11 protein-coding genes and 1 pseudogene are annotated in these 16,323 nt (G+C 73.9%); 5 read left to right on the forward strand and 7 right to left on the reverse strand.

Annotated features, from left to right (window positions below):
- Position 1 precedes the first annotated feature (1 nt).
- From serS to MANAM107_RS04820, 6 genes are all read right to left on the reverse strand, one after another.
- On the reverse strand, positions 2 to 1,276 hold the full coding sequence (gene serS / locus MANAM107_RS04795; RefSeq protein ID WP_223911807.1) for a serine--tRNA ligase: 1,275 nt from the start codon (positions 1,274 to 1,276) through the stop codon (positions 2 to 4).
- 137 nt (positions 1,277 to 1,413) lie between these two features.
- Positions 1,414 to 2,112, reverse strand: a complete 699-nt coding sequence (locus MANAM107_RS04800; RefSeq protein ID WP_223911810.1) for a hypothetical protein — start codon at positions 2,110 to 2,112, stop codon at positions 1,414 to 1,416.
- Positions 2,113 to 2,280: 168 nt separating this feature from the next.
- Positions 2,281 to 3,408 carry a hypothetical protein gene (locus MANAM107_RS04805; RefSeq protein ID WP_223911813.1) on the reverse strand — a complete coding sequence of 376 codons (1,128 nt, stop codon included), beginning with the start codon at positions 3,406 to 3,408 and terminating at the stop codon, positions 2,281 to 2,283.
- Positions 3,409 to 3,529: 121 nt separating this feature from the next.
- Positions 3,530 to 4,663: a hypothetical protein gene (locus MANAM107_RS04810; RefSeq protein ID WP_223911816.1), complete on the reverse strand. Its 1,134-nt coding sequence runs from the start codon at positions 4,661 to 4,663 to the stop codon at positions 3,530 to 3,532.
- A 7-nt stretch (positions 4,664 to 4,670) separates the two neighbouring features.
- A complete protein-coding gene (locus tag MANAM107_RS04815; protein ID WP_223911819.1) occupies positions 4,671 to 5,048 on the reverse strand; it encodes an ImmA/IrrE family metallo-endopeptidase in 378 nt (125 codons plus the stop codon).
- A 146-nt stretch (positions 5,049 to 5,194) separates the two neighbouring features.
- Positions 5,195 to 5,530 (reverse strand): hypothetical protein, encoded by a 336-nt coding sequence (locus MANAM107_RS04820; protein WP_223911822.1) that lies wholly within the window; start codon positions 5,528 to 5,530, stop codon positions 5,195 to 5,197.
- A 694-nt stretch (positions 5,531 to 6,224) separates the two neighbouring features.
- On the opposite strand from MANAM107_RS04820, the pseudogene MANAM107_RS04825 reads away from it, so the two are divergent.
- The 3 genes and pseudogenes from MANAM107_RS04825 (at position 6,225) to MANAM107_RS04835 (ending at position 11,341) form a co-directional block, all read left to right on the forward strand.
- Positions 6,225 to 7,159, forward strand: a pseudogene (locus tag MANAM107_RS04825) (LysR substrate-binding domain-containing protein).
- 112 nt (positions 7,160 to 7,271) lie between these two features.
- Positions 7,272 to 8,531, forward strand: a complete 1,260-nt coding sequence (locus MANAM107_RS04830; RefSeq protein WP_223911825.1) for a diacylglycerol/lipid kinase family protein — start codon at positions 7,272 to 7,274, stop codon at positions 8,529 to 8,531.
- A gap of 335 nt (positions 8,532 to 8,866) precedes the next feature.
- Positions 8,867 to 11,341 (forward strand): MinD/ParA family ATP-binding protein, encoded by a 2,475-nt coding sequence (locus tag MANAM107_RS04835; RefSeq protein ID WP_223911828.1) that lies wholly within the window; start codon positions 8,867 to 8,869, stop codon positions 11,339 to 11,341.
- A gap of 16 nt (positions 11,342 to 11,357) precedes the next feature.
- On the opposite strand, the gene pheA is transcribed toward MANAM107_RS04835, so the two are convergent.
- Positions 11,358 to 12,293, reverse strand: coding sequence for a prephenate dehydratase (gene pheA / locus MANAM107_RS04840; protein ID WP_179900798.1), 936 nt, complete (start codon positions 12,291 to 12,293; stop codon positions 11,358 to 11,360).
- A 192-nt stretch (positions 12,294 to 12,485) separates the two neighbouring features.
- Between pheA and MANAM107_RS04845 the strand changes: the two genes are divergently transcribed.
- Complete coding sequence (locus MANAM107_RS04845; protein ID WP_223911832.1) at positions 12,486 to 13,463, forward strand: fructosamine kinase family protein; 978 nt, start codon at positions 12,486 to 12,488, stop codon at positions 13,461 to 13,463.
- Between the two features lie 341 nt (positions 13,464 to 13,804).
- Positions 13,805 to 16,219, forward strand: coding sequence for a hypothetical protein (locus MANAM107_RS04850; protein ID WP_223911835.1), 2,415 nt, complete (start codon positions 13,805 to 13,807; stop codon positions 16,217 to 16,219).
- The last annotated feature ends 104 nt before the right edge of the window (positions 16,220 to 16,323 follow it).

A 16,323-nucleotide genomic window follows, 5' to 3' on the forward strand; every position in this document is an offset into this window, starting at 1 on the left:
CTCAGCGCCCCACGGGCTCAATGACCTCCAGGCCGCCCAGGTAGGGGCGCAGACCCTGGGGCACCCGCACGGAGCCGTCGGCCATCTGGTGGTTCTCCAGGAGGGCCACCAGCCAGCGGGTGGTGGCCAGGGTGCCATTGAGCGTGGCCACGGGGGCGGTTCCGCCCTCGCGGCGCTCGCGCACGGCCAGGCGCCGGGCCTGGTAGGTGGTGCAGTTGGAGGTGGAGGTGACCTCCATCCAACGCTCCTGGGTGGGCAGCCAGGCCTCGCAGTCGAACTTGCGGGCAGCCGAGGATCCCAGGTCCCCGGCGGCGGTGTCGATGACCCGGTAGGGCAGCTCGACCAGGGCCAGCATCTCCTCCTCCAGGGCAAGGAGCCGCTGGTGCTCGGCCTCGGCGTCCTCGGGGCGGCAGTAGGAGAACATCTCGGCCTTGTTGAACTGGTGGACGCGGATGATGCCGCGGGTGTCCTTGCCGGCGGCCCCCGCCTCGCGCCGGTAGCAGGTCGACCACCCCAGGTAGCGCCGGGGGCCGTCCGATAGGTCGAGGATCTCGTCGGTGTGGTAGCCGGCCAGCGCCACCTCGGATGTGCCGGTGAGGTAGAGGTCGTCAGCCGGCAGGTAGTAGATCTCGTCGCTGTGGGCGCCCAGGAAGCCGGTGCCGCCCATGATCTGGGGGGTCACCAGGGTGGGGGTGGTCATGGGGGTGAAGCCGTGGGCCGCGCCCTTGTCCAGGGCGGCGGTCATGAGGGCCAGCTCCAGGCGCATGCCCCAGCCCTTGAGGAAGTAGAAGCGCGCCCCGGAGACCTTGGCGCCCCGCCTGGTGTCGATGATGTCCAGGCCCTCGCCCAGGGCCAGGTGGTCGGCGGGGGTGAAGCCCTCCGCGGCGAAGTCGCGGGGACGGCCGCCCTCATGGCGCAGCACCACGTAGTCCTCCTCGCCGCCACTGGGGGCGCCGGCGATGAGGTTGGCGAACTGGCGGGTCAGCCCGTTGAGCTCCTCGGCGGCCTCGTTGGAGGCGGCCTCGGCGGCCTTGACCTGCTCGGCCAGCTCCTTGGCCCGGGCCAGGATCGCGGGGCGCTCCTCGGCGGAGGCCCGCCCCACGGACTTCGAGACGCTCTTCTGCTGGGCGCGCAGGCTCTCGAAGGCGCTCAGGGAGCTGCGGCGGGCCTCGTCGGCCGCCAGGATGCGGTCGACGAGCTCGACGTCGGCGCCACGGGCACGCTGGCTGGCGCGGAAGGGCTCGGGGTTCTCACGAAGCGCACGCAGGTCGATCATGGGGCGAGTGTAGCCAGGAAGCCGTCCCCACCCCGCCCCGAGGGCCCGGGGCAGGGGCTGGGCAGGCCGGGATGCGGCGTCGGATCGGGCATCGGATCAGGCGACTGATGAGGCGCGCTCACCGGGAGGGCGACCCCTCAGGCGGCGCCCGCGGACTCGTGGTGCTGGTCGCGGTACCTGGCCCAGGCCACCCGGATCTGCTCGGCGGTGACGGTGTTGTCCCACACATCGCCGCGCTCCAGCCATTGGATGAGATCGGCCGCCTCCTCGGCGGTGACCTCCTCCTGGGTGCTGCGCAGGATCCGGGCCACCACCTCGGCATCGATGTAGTCGGTGACCAGGCCGCAGGCCCCGTCCAGGATGCTCAGCAGGGCCCCGGCGGACAGCCGGGCGCGCTGCCTGTAGGAGTCCCACGCCTGGGCCAGCGCGGTGGTCAGCATCCAGGAGTCGTGGCGGGAGTCGTTGAGCTCCAGGCGGCGCCCCCCGGCGAGGTGGGCGGCGATAGCCCGGCGGTCGGCGTCATCGGCGCCGGCATTGTCCAGGAGGTCGTCGATGAGGTGGGCCAGGTGGGCCATGTCCACCGCGTGGCGCTCGCGCTGCGCGGCACGGGCCGCCTCCTCAGCCGCCTCATCCACCACTCCGTACAGAGCAGCCTCGTCCTCGGGCCGGCCCTGCCCATCGACCATCTCGTAGACCGACGGCGCCGCGGGGGCGCCCTGGGCGCCCGCGCCACAGCCCCCGGGGCCGGTCAGGCCGTCCGCGACCGGGCGGATGCGGGGGATGCCCCCGGTCTGGCCGAGCAGGCGATGGGTGGGCATGGGATGGGCGTGGATCATCAGTGAACTCCTTGCTGTGGCGTCCGATTCGACGTCGGCCAACGGATCGGTGCCCTCTGTCGTGGCCCGATCATGTCACTGCGATATAAAAATTTCCACTGGCGACTAACGGGACTCCGCTGGTGGGAGGCTACTCGGCGGCGCCCCCGCCTCCCGAGGCCTGAGGCCTCACAACCGGTTTCCGACAGGCTCGACCAGGGACAGTCGCCTGCGCCACTTGGTGCGTGTGGCGAACGCGACCCTGAGCTCGTAGAGATCCTTGACCGAGGAGGCGATCTCGTCGTCGGCCATGAGCGCACCGGTGCGCACCAGGAGCCTGGTGCGCAGGCTCAGGGGCCTGGGCACCACGCTCTCACCCAGGAAGTGGATGAGCAGATCCACCGTCAGCCGGGGGTCGGCGGGGTCACGCCCCTGGAGGGAGTCGGGGCTGGTGGCCGAGTCCCGGCGGATGAGGTGGAGGGCGTCATTGGTCTCCACCACCAGGCGCAGGAGCCGCTCGCGCGGGGTGAGGCGGTCCACCGGCAGCATGACGCCGGGGTGGAGCTTGACCACCTCGCGCCACAGGGGTTCGACGATGTCGGTGCCCAGGCTGGTGGTCAGGGCCTCCTGGCCCTCCACCACGATCTTGCGGATGCCGCCCACGGCGATGCCCGCCAGCAGCAGGGTGATGGTGCTCAGGAACAGGTAGTGGCGCAGCGCCGCGTACCCACCGCCCTGAGCCTGCACGAGGGTGAACCAGCCCACCAGGACGTAGCCCACGGCCGCCACCGCCGCCATCGTGCCCAGCAGCAGCGACAGCCGCGCCAGGAAGGGCTGGCGGGTGCGCAGCAGAGCCGAGGTGCTCCCGATGGCGCAGGTGGTGACCGCGGCGGCGATCGTCGTCTCGTACAGCGCGTAGTACAGGAAGACCGCCGGGGACTGGGCCGCCGCCTCATAGGTGGGCAGGGCGCCCCCGGGCCCGGCGGGCATGAGCCAGAACAGCACGCACTCGCACAGGCCGATGAGGCCGGCCGTGATCCAGATGCGCCGGGCGGCCCGCCTGGAGATCGAGGGGCGCCGGAAGGTCAGGACCAGGATGAGCACCGAGGCCAGGGTGACCAGGAAGACCAGGCGCTTGAGCAGGTCCAGCGACACCAGGCCCGCGTAGAGGTTCTGCGCCTCGCGCAGGAGCGTGGCCAGGAGCAGGGTCAGCGCCGCCTGGCGCAGCAGAATCGTGCGCGGCCCGCTCCCCTTGTGCAGCAGGGAGACGACACCGACCAGCCCGATCGCCACGCCGATCCCGACGAGGGATGTCATCGAAGTCACCATGGTTCTCACGCTTTCTGTGCGTCTCGGGAAGGGGCGGGCGCCCCGGGGTATGGGCTGCGGGGGCCGCACCCGGGGGGAGGAGGCGGTTGGCTGCGGTCGAGCGGCGTCATCAGAGGGCCGTCCTCATCCATCCGGTCGTCTCGGGTGGGAGGGCCGGGACGATCGGGGCTGAACGGCCGCGCCACTGATCGCGAACTGCGAAGGCAGCCCTCATATCGTACAAGTCCCTGATGGAGGACACGAGGGCGTCGTCGGCCCGCAGCGCCCCCAGCCTCACCAGCAGGCGCGTGCGCCGGCGCAGGGGGCCGGGCACCGCGTCCTCGCCCAGCACGTCGATGACCAGCTGGGCCATGGCCTGGGGGTCGAGCGGGTCGGGTCGGCTCTGGGAGCCGCGTCGCATGCGGTGCAGGGCGTCATTGGTCTCCACCACCAGGCGCAGGAGCCGCTCGCGGCGGGTGGGCTGGTCGACCGCCAGCCTGACGCCGGGGTAGAGCGCCACCATCTCGCGCCACAGGGGCTCGACGACGTCGGTGGCCACGCTCATGGTCACCGCCCGGCGGACCGCCACCATGAGCCGGTGGAGGCCCGAGGCGGTCATGCCCCCCAGCAGGAGTGTGATCGTGGCCAGGAACAGGCGATGGCGCAGGATGAGGAGCTCCGGGCTGGAGCCGTGGCCCACGGAGAGCCAGCCCACCCCCACGTAGCACAGCGTCGTCACGGCGGCCAGGGTCAGCAGCACCAGGGACAGGCGGGCGATGAGCGGCTGGCGGGTGCGCGCCAGGACCGCGGCGCTGCCCAGGGCGCAGAAGATGGCGGTCGCGGCGATGGTGGCCTCGTAGATGGCGTAGTAGAGGAAGGCCGCCATGGAGGTGTCGGCATGGGCGTAGAGGACGACGTCACTGGGGGCGGCCGGCATGAGCGCGAGCAGGACGCACTCGATGAGGCCGATGGTCGCCGCCCCGGCCCAGACGCGCAGGATGGTGCGCGTGGAGGCGGCGGGCCGGCGGAAGGTCAGGACCAGGGCGACCACGGCGGCCAGCGCGATGAGGAAGATGAGGCGCTTGAGCAGGTCCGCCAGGGGCTGGCCGCCGTCGGCCCCCTCCAGCTCCCGCAGGAGGGCGGAGGCCAGGAGGGTCACGGCGATGCAGCGCAGCAGGAAGGTGCGCATGCCCGTGCCCCGGTGGAGCAGGGTGACGACCACGAGGGCGGTGCACACGCCGACGATGAGGATCGATGTCATCATCGGGGCATCAGTACCGCGGAGAGTCGTCCGCGCGTCCGGACAGGAAATCGAGCAGGTCGGAGCTGTGGCAGCGGCGGTGGAGCTCGAACATGAGCCGCATGGCGGTCAGCTCGGCCCTGCGCTCCTGCGGGGTCTCGAAGGTGGTGCGGTAGCTCGTCGCGCTCTTCTCCGAGCACAGGTCGCCGTGGAGGATGTGCGCGAACTCGTGCAGGATGGTCTGGGTGCGGTTGAGCGGGGACAGCCGGGGGTCGTAGTAGACCTTGGCCGTGCTGCCCACCGAGACGGTCAGGCCGTTGACCTCGGCGCTCTGGAGCTCCTCGGGGATGGGGGTCAGGACCACGCGCATGCCGCGCACGCGCCCGATGGCCTCACCCAGGCTCTGCACGGAGGGCGCCTCGGGCCAGGAGATGCTCTCGACGTCGTCGCCGGCGGGGTCCTGGGGCCCCTGGCCGCAGCCGGGCTCGCTGCCGGCGGGCAGGAGGGCGCCGGGCTCCTCGGCGGTTCGCGGCCGGGGCTGCGAGCCGCTCCCCCCTACGAGGGGTCGCCCTGCGAGGGGTCGTCCAGCTGCTCGCTGCGGCGCGCGAGCTCCACGATCGCCCGGATGCTCTTGAGCGCCTCGTCGCTCAGCCCATGGACCCGCATGGCGACCACCCGCTCCTGGGGCGTCAGGCTCTCCTCCACCGAGCCACCCTCCTCGGAGGTGTCGATGAAGAAGGACAGCGGCACCTCGAAGGCGTCGGCCAATGCCCGCAGGTGCTGGAGCCTGGGGTTCTGGGCCTGCCCGGTGCGCAGCTGGTGCAGGTAGCTGACGGACATCGTCGAGATCCCCCGCTCCTCCATCCGACGGGTGATCTCCTGCAGTGTCACGGGTCGCCCCAACGGGCCTGTCGTCTGTGCGAACAGCTCCTCGAGCCGTTGGGCGATACTCACGATGGACTCTCTCGTTTCGGGCATAGTCAGGCGCAGGGGCGGTCTCGGCATCGGGCGCAGAAGCATCCCATACCGCCGGCGGACGGGCCAACCGGGGGGCTCGCACGCACTCCCCCGGCTCGCCGGCCTCCGCCGTCGGCTCAGCCTGCTCGACTAGCGCACCCCGCCCCCGGGGGCCACCCGGGGACAGGGCAGCGCGCAGACTCCCCAAGGCACTCATCACGGGATTCATTATCACTCCTCCGAGCAGGGAGCGCGGAAGCACTCACCGCCGGCCATACCAGGACCAAAGGCCCTGCCACTCTCCTGCACCCCGGACCATACCCAAGTAGGGGAGCAGTGAGAAAGAGGTCGTCGTCGCAGGCAGCCGGGGCGCCCGGCCTCTCCGGACAGCCGCCGGGCCCCCATCCGGGCCCTCCGGCAGCCCTTCCCGGCCAGCCGGCCGGCCGACGCCGCCCCCAGAACTGCCCCCAGATCGTTACCTGCGCTACACGGGCGTGATATCGCCTCTAAGGATGATCTGATTGATTGGAGATGACCTATAGTTCTCTTCCGTAAGAAGGACCTCCAGAGCCCTTCACTATCACTTGTCATCACGTCCCTGAATCCCACCGACCACAGGAACACACTCATGCCCACCTCCAGCCTGCCCTCCTTCTCCCAGCTCAGAGCCTTCGTGGCGCTGTGCGACCACCAGCACTTCGGCGAGGCCGCAGCGGCCCTCGGCGTCAGCCAGCCCAGCCTCTCCCAGGCCATCACCGCCCTGGAGAAGCGCGTGGGCGGCGAGCTGGTGGAGCGCACCACCCGCCGCGTCCTGGTCACCCCCTGGGGGAGACCCTGCTGCCCTACGCCCGTGAGGCGGTGCTGTCTGCCGAGGCCTTCCGCGAGGCGGTCACCAACCAGGGCGCCGCCCTGACGGGCTCCATGCGCCTGGGCATCATCCCCACCCTGGCCCCCTACCTGGCCCCCATCCTCCTGGACGGGCTCATGGACACCCTGCCCCAGATGAAGCCCGAGCTGCGCGAGCTCGTCACCGGCGACATCCTCGACCTGCTCAGCCAGGGGCGCCTGGATGCCGCCATCATCTCCCTGGAAGAGGAGGAGGTGCACCGCTCCACCGCCGTGCCGATGTTCGATGAGCCCCTGGTGGCGCTGGTGGCGGCGGACCACCCCTGGGCGGGGCGCGAGGACCTCCAGCCCGAGGAGCTCGACTCCCAGCCCCTCCTGCTCCTGGATGAGGGCAACTGCCTGCGCGAGCAGACCCTGGCCCTGTGCCAGCGCTACGGCTCCCAGCCGCCCCTGGCCGTGGCCACCACCCTGTCCACAGTCATCCGCATGGTGGCGCACGGCTCGGGCATCACCATCATCCCCGAGGGCGCGCTGCGGATGCTGCCGCCCCAGGAGGACTACGCGGTAGCGCGCTTCGCGGGCCGCGGCCCAGTGCGGCACATGAACCTGGTGCACCGCACCTCCTCCTCGCGCGGGGCCGAGTTCAAGCAGCTGGCCGAGGTCATCACCGATCTGGTGGGCAAGGCAGGCCTGCCCATGCTCCCCATCGAGGCCTGAGCGCCCCTGCGCTCGGCGCCCGCTCCCTGAGCGCCCCGCCCCGGAGCGCACGAGGGCGGGCCCGTGCGAGGACGGGCGGGAGGCCCGGCACCCAGGCGGCTAGCCTGGGCCCATGACTGCAACGCGGCGGACAGGCCGGGCCGGGCACGCCGGCTCCGAGACGAACCGGCCTCTGGCCTGCGTGGTGGTCAACCCCTCCAAGCGCAAGGCCACTCGGGCTGTCAGTGACCTGCTGGCCAGGCGCCTGCGCGAGGCCGGCTTCCGGGGCCCGATCTGGCTGGAGACCTCCGGCTCGGAGCCCGGCGCCACCCAGGCGCGCCTGGCGGTGGCCAGCGGCGCCCGCCTGGTGGTGGCCGCGGGCGGCGATGGGACCGTGCGCTCGGTGGCGGCGGGACTGGCCTCCACCTCTCTTGAGATGGGGATCATGCCCCTGGGCACGGCGAACCTGGCGGCCCGCAACCTGGGCCTGCCCACCACCGACCTGGCCCAGGCCGCCGAGGTCCTCGCCTCCGGCTCGGCCGGCCCCTACGACCTGGCCTGGGTCTCCACCGACGCCCACACCCGGACCAGCAGTGAAACCAGCCCTGGGACGGGCGGCGACGACCCCCTCCCGGGCGGCTCCGGGGCCGCCCGGGGGCAGGGCGCCGCGAGCGCCGGGCCGGGCGCCTCCCCCGCCCTGGCCAACGGCGCCTCCTGGGCGCGCCCCACACTGGGGCACGAGCACGCCTGCATGGTGGTGGCCGGGATCGGCTTCGACGCCGGACTGGTGGCGGCGACCCACCCGGCGCTCAAGGCCCGCATCGGCTGGGGGGCCTACGCACTGGCGGCGATGAGCAATCTGCGCTCCCCGCGCATGGACCTGGTCCTCAGCCTGGCCGGGGAGCCGGGGAGCGCCTCCTATGCGGCCGCCCCCTCCGCCCCGGACCGGCCCGCACCCGGTGGGGAGGCCGGGCCGTCGGGCGCCGGGCGAGGGGACGCGGCGTCGGGGACTGCTCCCAGTCATGGGGGGCGGCGCGTCGAGCGGATGACTGCCCGCAGCCTGCTGGTGGCCAATGGGGGCCGGCTGCCGGCGGGGATCACGCTCCTGCCCCGGGCCCGGCTCGACGACGGCCTGCTGGACATCGCCGCCATCGACACCGTGGCCGGACTGGTGGGGTGGGGCTCCCTGGCCAGGCAGGTGCTGCCTCCCTATGCGGCCGCCTACGCCGACCCTGAGCGCGCCACCGGCCGGGTGCTGCTGCGCCAGGGCAATGACGTCACCGTGCGCCTGGCCGCGCCCGCGCTGGTGGAGGTCGACGGCGATCTGCTGCCTCCCACCCAGGGGGTGCATGTGCGCCTGGAGGCCGGGGCCCTGCGCATCCGCCGCCCCTGAGCGCCGTCGCCCCGCATCGCCGGCCCCGGCCCCTCGGCACCGCGCCCGAGGCGCTCGCGGCGGCACCGCGCGTATCCCAACCGTGACCCGCATGGGGCTCGCGGGAGGCGCCACCCGCTCTGCTCGCAGGATTTCCCGCCCCCAGCACCGCATGCCTGTGACCTCTCCGCTACCTGCCTGCCCAGGGGCGGGTATCGTGGGGCTCCGTCAGGTCCTCCGAGCGCATCGGCGTCGTGCGCGCCCCCGCCTGCGGCGATGGGGCGCAGCGGTGTCCCGGCAGGGGCTCGACGGGGCTGATCAGCGCACGCACCACCGAGAGGGAGGAGAGGGACTCGATGAGCAGCACTGCCAATGGGTGGCCGCGGGCCGTCGTCACGATGGATGCCGCGGGCCGGGCGCATGTCAACCTCTCGGGGGTGGTCACCTCCTTCGAGGAGGGTGATGCCGAGGCGGTCCGCACCAGCGTCATCCGGTTCATCACCCAGCGGGCACTGGTGCTGGGCCGTGAGATCCCGGCCTCGATCACCGAGCCGGATGATCACTGGGAGATCATCATCCACCCCGATGGCATGGTCACCGAGAACCCCCTGGCCCCGCAGAACCCGGCTCAGTCCGATGAGGTCCCACCGCCCCAGGCCATCCAGCCGGCGTATGCCGCGCCGCCTGAGCAGGCGGTACAGGCCGTTCAGGCGCCGGTGGGGCCGCCGGCCCAGCCGGCTGCTCCTGTCACCACGGGCTACGGGTACGTTCCCGAGGCGGGGCACGGTGACCCCCCAGTCCCAGCGCCGACCGCCGACCCGTGGGGGCAGGCGCTCCCGGCGGCCCCGGGCCTGGCCCCGCCATCGATGCCGTCGTTGCCGCCCTCGATCCCTCCCTCGATTCCGCCGGCCCACCCTCAGGCCGAGTGGCCCGCCGCCCCGGACTCGCCCCAGACCCACCAGGCTCCGCCCGACGGTCCTCCCGGGGGGCAGCCCCCTCACGGTACCGCCGGAGCGGTCGAGGCGCCCCCGGCGATGACGGAGCCCGGGCTGCCCCAGGAGCCGGCCGCCCCCCAGGGCCCAGGGCTGCCCGCAGCGCCCGGCCTCCACCGGGCCGAGGCCTTCCCGTCCCCGGCGACGCACGGTCCTGGAGCCGCGGAGTACCAGGGCGGTCCGGCCCATCCGAGCAGTCCGGACCAGGTGGATAGTCCGGGCAGCCGGAGGGTCAGTGCCGACAGCGCCCATGCAGCCGACGACGCCGATGCGGTGCCGGAGCTGCCGACCTTCGACTTCCCAGGACCGGCCCCCCTCTCCCCTCCCCCGGTCCCCGCCCCGGCCTCCATGGAGTCCCCGGCTCCCGCGGGCTCCCCTGCGCTCCCGAGCCCCGCCGAGGCCGCGGGCCCCCTCTGGTCCGAGGAGCCCGCTGCGCCGGCTCAGCCCTGGGCGCCCACCGTCTCCGCAGAGCCCACAGAGTTCTCAGTGCCCTCAGTGCTCTCGGAACCCACCTGGCCCGCAGGGCCAGCCGAGGCCTCAGCACCCGTCGAGTCCAGTGAATCCACTGAGTCCGCAGGGCCCACTGAGGCCGCCGGGCCTGCTGCGAGGCCTGAGCCGTCGGCCTCCCTGCCTGCGGCGCCCTTCGAGGCCTCCGCGATCAACGAGCCCGCCCCAGCCCAGTCCGCGACCGCCCCGATGGGCGCCGTCGAGGCCACCGCTGCCCCGACCGCTGAGGGCGGGACCGCCCAGACGGCAGCGCCCACCACGTCCACCATGCCCACCACGCCCACCGCCTCCCTGCCGCCGGTCGGTGAGGCCGACCAGGGCCCCGGGCCGTCCCACCACGGCTCCGACCCGGTCTCCTGGCAGGAGGGGGTGCCGGGCACCCCCCAGACCGAGCCCGTGCCGGGCGCCGCCCGCCCTCGACCCACCGGCCCGGAGCCGGGCCCCCTGGCTGAGGACCGGGCCCCCGCCCGCACCGGCCTGCGCGGCGCGGTCAACCGGGTGGGCCTGAGGCTGCGGCCCTCCCGCAGTGAGCAGGAGGAGCGCCGCGACATCGCGGCGGTCTCGACCCACTGGAGCGGCTCGCGCACCGTCGCCGTGGTCAACGGCAAGGGCGGGTCCATGAAGACCCCCACGGCCGTCCTGCTCTCGGCGGTCTTCGCCCGCCACGGCGGGACGGGCGTGGTGGCCTTCGACAACAATCCCGCCCGAGGGACCCTGGGCTGGCGCACCGAGCCGGGTCCCCATGAGCGCACGGTCGCGGACCTGCTGGCCAGCTCCGACCGGCTCCTGTCCCCGGAGGCCGGCCCGGTGGAGATCTCCGCCTTCACCCACCACCAGGACGACGGCTTCGACGTCCTGCGCTCTCACCCCGAGACCCTGGCCGAGGACCGGCCCACCACTGCTGAGGCCCTCACCCGGGCCCATGAGGTCCTGTCCTGGTACTACCGCCTGGTCATCATCGACAGCGGTAATGATGAGGGATCCCCGGCCTGGCGGGCCATGATCGCGCGGGCCGATGCCATCGTGGTGCCCACGATCACCCGCCCCGAGCATGCCGAGTCGGCCCGCCTACTGCTGACCGAGCTCTCGCGCTGCGATGCCCACGGCGCCGACCTGGCCTCCAGGGCCCTGGTCGTGGTCTCGCAGAGCTCCGCCGCCGAGCCGAGGCCCGATGAGCTGGTCTCGCGCTTCCAGCAGGTCGCCCGCGACGCCGTCGCCATCCCCTACGACCCGATGATGGCCGGGCGCCCCCTCCGCCTAGCGTCCCTGGCACCGGCCACGCGGCGCGCGTGGCTGCAGGCCGCCGCCCGCCTGGCCGCAGGCCTGCACTGAGCCCCGGCGCCGCGTGCTACAGGGCCCTGCCCTCCAGCACGTCGGCCACCCAGGACCGGGCCACGACGAAGTCCTTGTCGCTGGTGCCGGCCAGCACCATGACGGGGCGGGCGTCCAGGCGGGGGTAGGAGCCCAGGAAGCGCACCACCGGGCAGGTGCGGTGCAGCCCGATGAGGGCGGCCTGGACGCGCTCCTCGCGCACATGGCCCTCGACGTCGATGGAGAAGCGGTAGCGCCCCAGGGAGTCGCCCACCGGGCGGGACTCGATACGCGAGAGGTTGACGCCGCGGGCGCTGAACTGCTCCAGCATGTCCAGCAGGGCCCCGGAGCGGTCGTGCGGGAGCTGGACCATGAGGGTGGTCTTGTCCGCACCGGTGGGCTCGGGGACGCGCCCGGGACGGGTGACCTTGACGAAGCGCGTGACGGCCCCGGGGTTGTCGGCCACCCCGGCAGCCAGGACCTCCAGGCCGTAGGACTGGGCGGCCAGGGGGTTGCACAGGGCGGCCTGGAAGTCGTGCTCCCCGCCGTCGGCCAGGGCCTGGGCGGGGGCCGAGGTGGAGGTCGCGGCGACATAGAGGGCCTGGGGCAGGTTGTGGTGGACCCACCCGCGGCACTGGGCCCAGGCGTGGGGGTGGGTGGAGATGGCGGTGACATCCTCCAGGCGGGTGCCGGGCCTGCCCGCCAGGACGAAGGTGATGGGCACGGCCATCTCCGCGGCGATGACCAGGGGGGTGGAGGCCACGAGGTTGTCGAGGGTGGCGTTGACCCCGCCCTCCACCGAGTTCTCGATGGGGACCACGGCGGCCTGGGAGGCGCGCGAGCGCACCCGGTCCAGGGCGGTGGGGACGTCTAGGCAGGGGTCGAGCTCGACGTCGAGGGGGGCGACCTGCCGCAGCGCCATCTCGGTGAAGGTGCCAGCGGGCCCCAGGAAGGACCAGAGGTTTTCCGTCATGGGCACAGGGTAGCGATCCGGTGGGCGGGTGCGCCGCGGCAGTCCGCGCAATGGCAACGCGGGGCGCAGCCCTGGCCGCCGGGCCTGGGGCGGGCGCACCCGATCCGGGCCCCGGCGGGGTCGACCCGGGCAGCCCTGGGCGGGCGGCATCGGCCCTGGCTGCACCGGGGGCGGTGCTGGCAGGCTGGTGCCATGTCGAGTTCCCGTCAGCGGTTCCGCAAGCACGACGACGGCCCGGTCTCCACCCGCCTGGAGGCCCAGGGCCTGGAGTGGCTGGCCCGGGCCATGCCCGAGGGCGGGGCCCACGTGGTGCCGGTGACCACCGGCCCGGGCTGGCTGGAGGAGCCGCGGCTGACGACCACGCGGGTGACGCCGGGGGCGGCCCAGGCCTTCGGGCGCGCTCTGGCGGTCACGCATGCCGCGGGCGCCCCGGCCTATGGGGCCGCGCCCCCGGGATGGGACGGCAGGGCGCGGATGGGGCGCTCGAATCTGCGCCTGCGGCCTCACGACGCCGAGCCCCCTGAGGCCGGCACCGCACCGCGGCGGTGGGGCGAGTTCTACGCCGAGGACAGGATCCTGCCCTACCTGGGGCCGTCCCGGGACAACGGCTCGATCAGCGCGACCGGGGCGGCGGTTATCGAGCGCCTGTGCTCGCGCCTGGCCGACGGCGTGCTGGACGCCGACCAGCCCGAGCTGGTGCGCCGCGCCGTCGGGGCCGGCGGGCCGGGGGCCGGTTCCACGACTGGCGCCGGAGCCCCAGCCGGGCGGGTGGAGCCGGTGGCGCGCACCCATGGGGACCTGTGGTGCGGCAACATCCTGTGGGTGCCGGCCGATGAGGTGCGCGTCTGGGCCCCGCCCCGGGCCGGTCTTGGCCCACATCCCGCGGGGCAGGCCGCCGCGGGCGAGGCGCGGGGCGGCGATCCGGTCGGGGTGCTCATCGACCCCATGGCCCACGGCGCGCACGCCGAGACCGACCTGGCGGCCCTGGGCGTCTTCGGCCAGCGCCACCTGGACCTCATCTACCGCTCCTATGACGAGGTCTCCCCCCTGGCCGAGGGCTGGCGCGAGCGCATCGGCCTGCACAGCCTGCACATCCTGATGATCCACGCCTACCTCTTCGGCGGCGGGTACGGTGCCGAGGCGGTGGGAGCGGCCCGGGCCTACGCCTAGACCGCCGGGCCGGCTGGCCGGGGTCGGGCCGGCGGTGGGCCAGGAGGAGCGCGGTACTCCGTGGTATCAGCGGGCCGGAGCAGCGGCCGGCCGGGTTCGATGGGGCGTCACTTCGCGGCAAAGGCGTCACTTGACGGAATGGACGACACCTGCGCGGTACGTCCATTCCGCCAAGTGACGCACCTGTCGCGAAACGACGCCCAACGTGAGTCCCGCGACCCTTCTGGAGCACCTGGCCCTCCCGGGGCGCCACCGCCGGCCCCGCCCACCGCGCACCAGGAAGGGCGCCATTCACCCGCCCTGCTGACGACGGCACGGGGAAAGGCACCTAGGCTGGTGGCGTGAGTCCCCCCAAGCCCCGACGCCGGCGCACGCTGGTCCGCGCGACGGCCTATGCCCTCATCCTGCTGGTGGTGGTCGGCATGGTCCTGGGCGTGGCCGGCTCGGCGCTGGCCGGCCCGGCCGCACCCGCGAGCGCCGGCGGCCCGGCGGGTTCGGATCCCGCTGCGGGTGCGGACCCCGCTGCGGGCTCGGGTGCTCACGGCGCTGCGGGTGCCCGCGCACCCGGCATGGGCCCGGCGCCCCAGGGGCCGCCCGCCTCCCCCAGTGGGAAGCCCACCCCGACGATCGTGCTGGCCACCTACAACCTCACCTGGTCCGACCTGGTGGCCCTGTCCCGCGAGCCCGATTCGGCCGAGGACGCGGCCACGGTCCTGGACTTCGCCCGGGCCAATGAGCCGGTCAACCTCGTCACCCGCAGCCTGGCGGGCAGGACGAGCCTGCAGGACGGGTGGACGACCCTGGGCGCGGGCACGCGCATGGGCTGGTACAGCCAGGGCGTGGAGCAGCGGCTCGCCCCCGCCGGGAGCACGGCGCCCGGCGCGCTGGCCCGGGCCCTGGAGGCCCGGGGGCTGAGCGCCAGCGCCATGCGCCAGAAGGCGTATCTGGCACTGGAGTCCCATCCCGAGCAGAACCAGCGATCGACCCTCACCCCGGATGCGGGTCCCAGTGCGCAGGAGGCCGTGCTCGCGGCCGACTCCGACCTCACCCTCATCGACACCACCCTCCAGGAGGGCCGGATCGGCGATGCGGGCCAGCTGGCCTCCCTGGCGCAGGCGCTGCGGGCGGCCCTGGCGCGCGCCGACAGCCGCATCCTCCTGGTCTCCGTGGCCGACGACGAGGATCCCGGCCCGCAGATCGGGGTTCTTCCCGCCGGCACCGCCGGCGCGCGGGGGAGCCAGGGGGGCCTCCTCGTCGGGGGCTCCACCCACCGGCCGGGCCTGGTCCAGCTGACCGACCTGGCCCCGACCCTGGTGGAGTCCCTCACCGGCCGGGCGGCCTCCGGCTTCGAGGGGCATGCGCTCAGCCTGCCCCCGGAGCCGACGACGCTGCCCGACGCCTCCGGCCCGGGGGGCGCACCCGATGAGGCCGGGGTGGATCCGATGGCCGACCCGCGGCTGGGCCGGCTGCTCGATGACGCCATGCACGCCCGTGCCTCTCACACGACCGTCATCCCCTCCAGCGCGCTCCTGGTGACCGCCGCCCTGGCTCTGCTGGGCGGCGCGGCCCTGGCGCTGGGCAGGGCCGGGGAGACGAGCCGCCATCGGGCTCTGGTGTGGGTGCGGGCGGGGACGCTGGTGTCCGCCGCCCTGCCGGTGGGCGCACTGCTGTCCAACCTCCTGCCGTGGTGGCGCGCCGGCTCGCAGGACGGCGATGCCTCTGCCCTGACATTGCTGTCGAGCATCGGGGCCATTCTGGTCATGGGCATGGGGGTTCTCGGGCTCCTGGCGGTGGGTCTGCTGGGCCTGCGATCGCTGCTGCGGCGCCGCGGTCTGCGCAGTGGGGCCGCCGCGAGCGCCGCCCGTGGGATCAGCCGGCCCCTGGGCCTGGCCCTGGCGGCGGTGACCTGCCTGGGCTGGCTCATCGATGGCGCCACCGGCGCCCACCTGTCCTTCAATGGCGTCGTGGGGATGAACGCGGTGGTGGCCGGGCGCTTCTACGGGATCTCCAACACCGCCTTCGCCCTCGCCGGCGGGGCGCTGATGGTGCTCATCGCCGTCGTGGCCGATGAGGCCGGGCGCAGGCGCAGGATCCTGGCCCCGGTGGTGGTGGCGGTCCTGGGCGGGGTGGCGCTGGTGCTCGACGGCGCCCCCCAGTTGGGCGCGGATGTGGGCGGCGCCCTGACCCTGGTGCCGGCGCTCGTGGCGCTGACGGCGGTCCTCATGGGCCAGCGCCTGGACTGGCGGCGGTGGCTGGTGGTCGGTGCAGTGACCTGCGGGGCAGTCGCCGGCTTCGCGGCCCTGGACCTGGCGCGCCCCGACGGGCAGCGCACGCATCTGGGGCGCTTCGCCCAGCAGGTCCTCGACGGCTCGGCGCTGGCCACGCTCCTGCGCAAGGCCAGGGCGCTCGTGGGGCCCTTCCTGACCTATCCGCCGGCGCTACTGGTTCTTCTCATCGCCCTGGCGGCCCTGGCGGCGGTGGCGCTGTGGATCGGCGTGCAGCGGCGGCAGTGGCGGGCCGGGACGAGCCGCTACGGGTGGCTGGTGCGGCATGTCGAGCTTCCGCCGCCGTGGTGGCCGGCGGCGCTGCGGGCCCTGGTGGTGCTCACGGCGGTGGCGGTCCTGGTCAACGACTCGGGGGTGATCATGGCCGGCTTCATCCTGGCGGCGGCCGCCCCCGCGGCGCTGGCCATCGCCCTGGCCCCACGCCGCAGCACGTCGTCTGCCGGGCCGAATGCCCCCGATCCGCACGCTTGAGGATCACCATGATGCGGTGCGGGAGCGCCGAGCTGCTCCTGGGCGGCTGACGGCGGGGAGCGGGGCCCGCTGGCGGCCGGCGTCGATCCGTCCCGATCGCGCCG

It is taken from the genome of Actinomyces capricornis (assembly GCF_019974135.1).
GTDB lineage: Bacteria > Actinomycetota > Actinomycetes > Actinomycetales > Actinomycetaceae > Actinomyces > Actinomyces capricornis.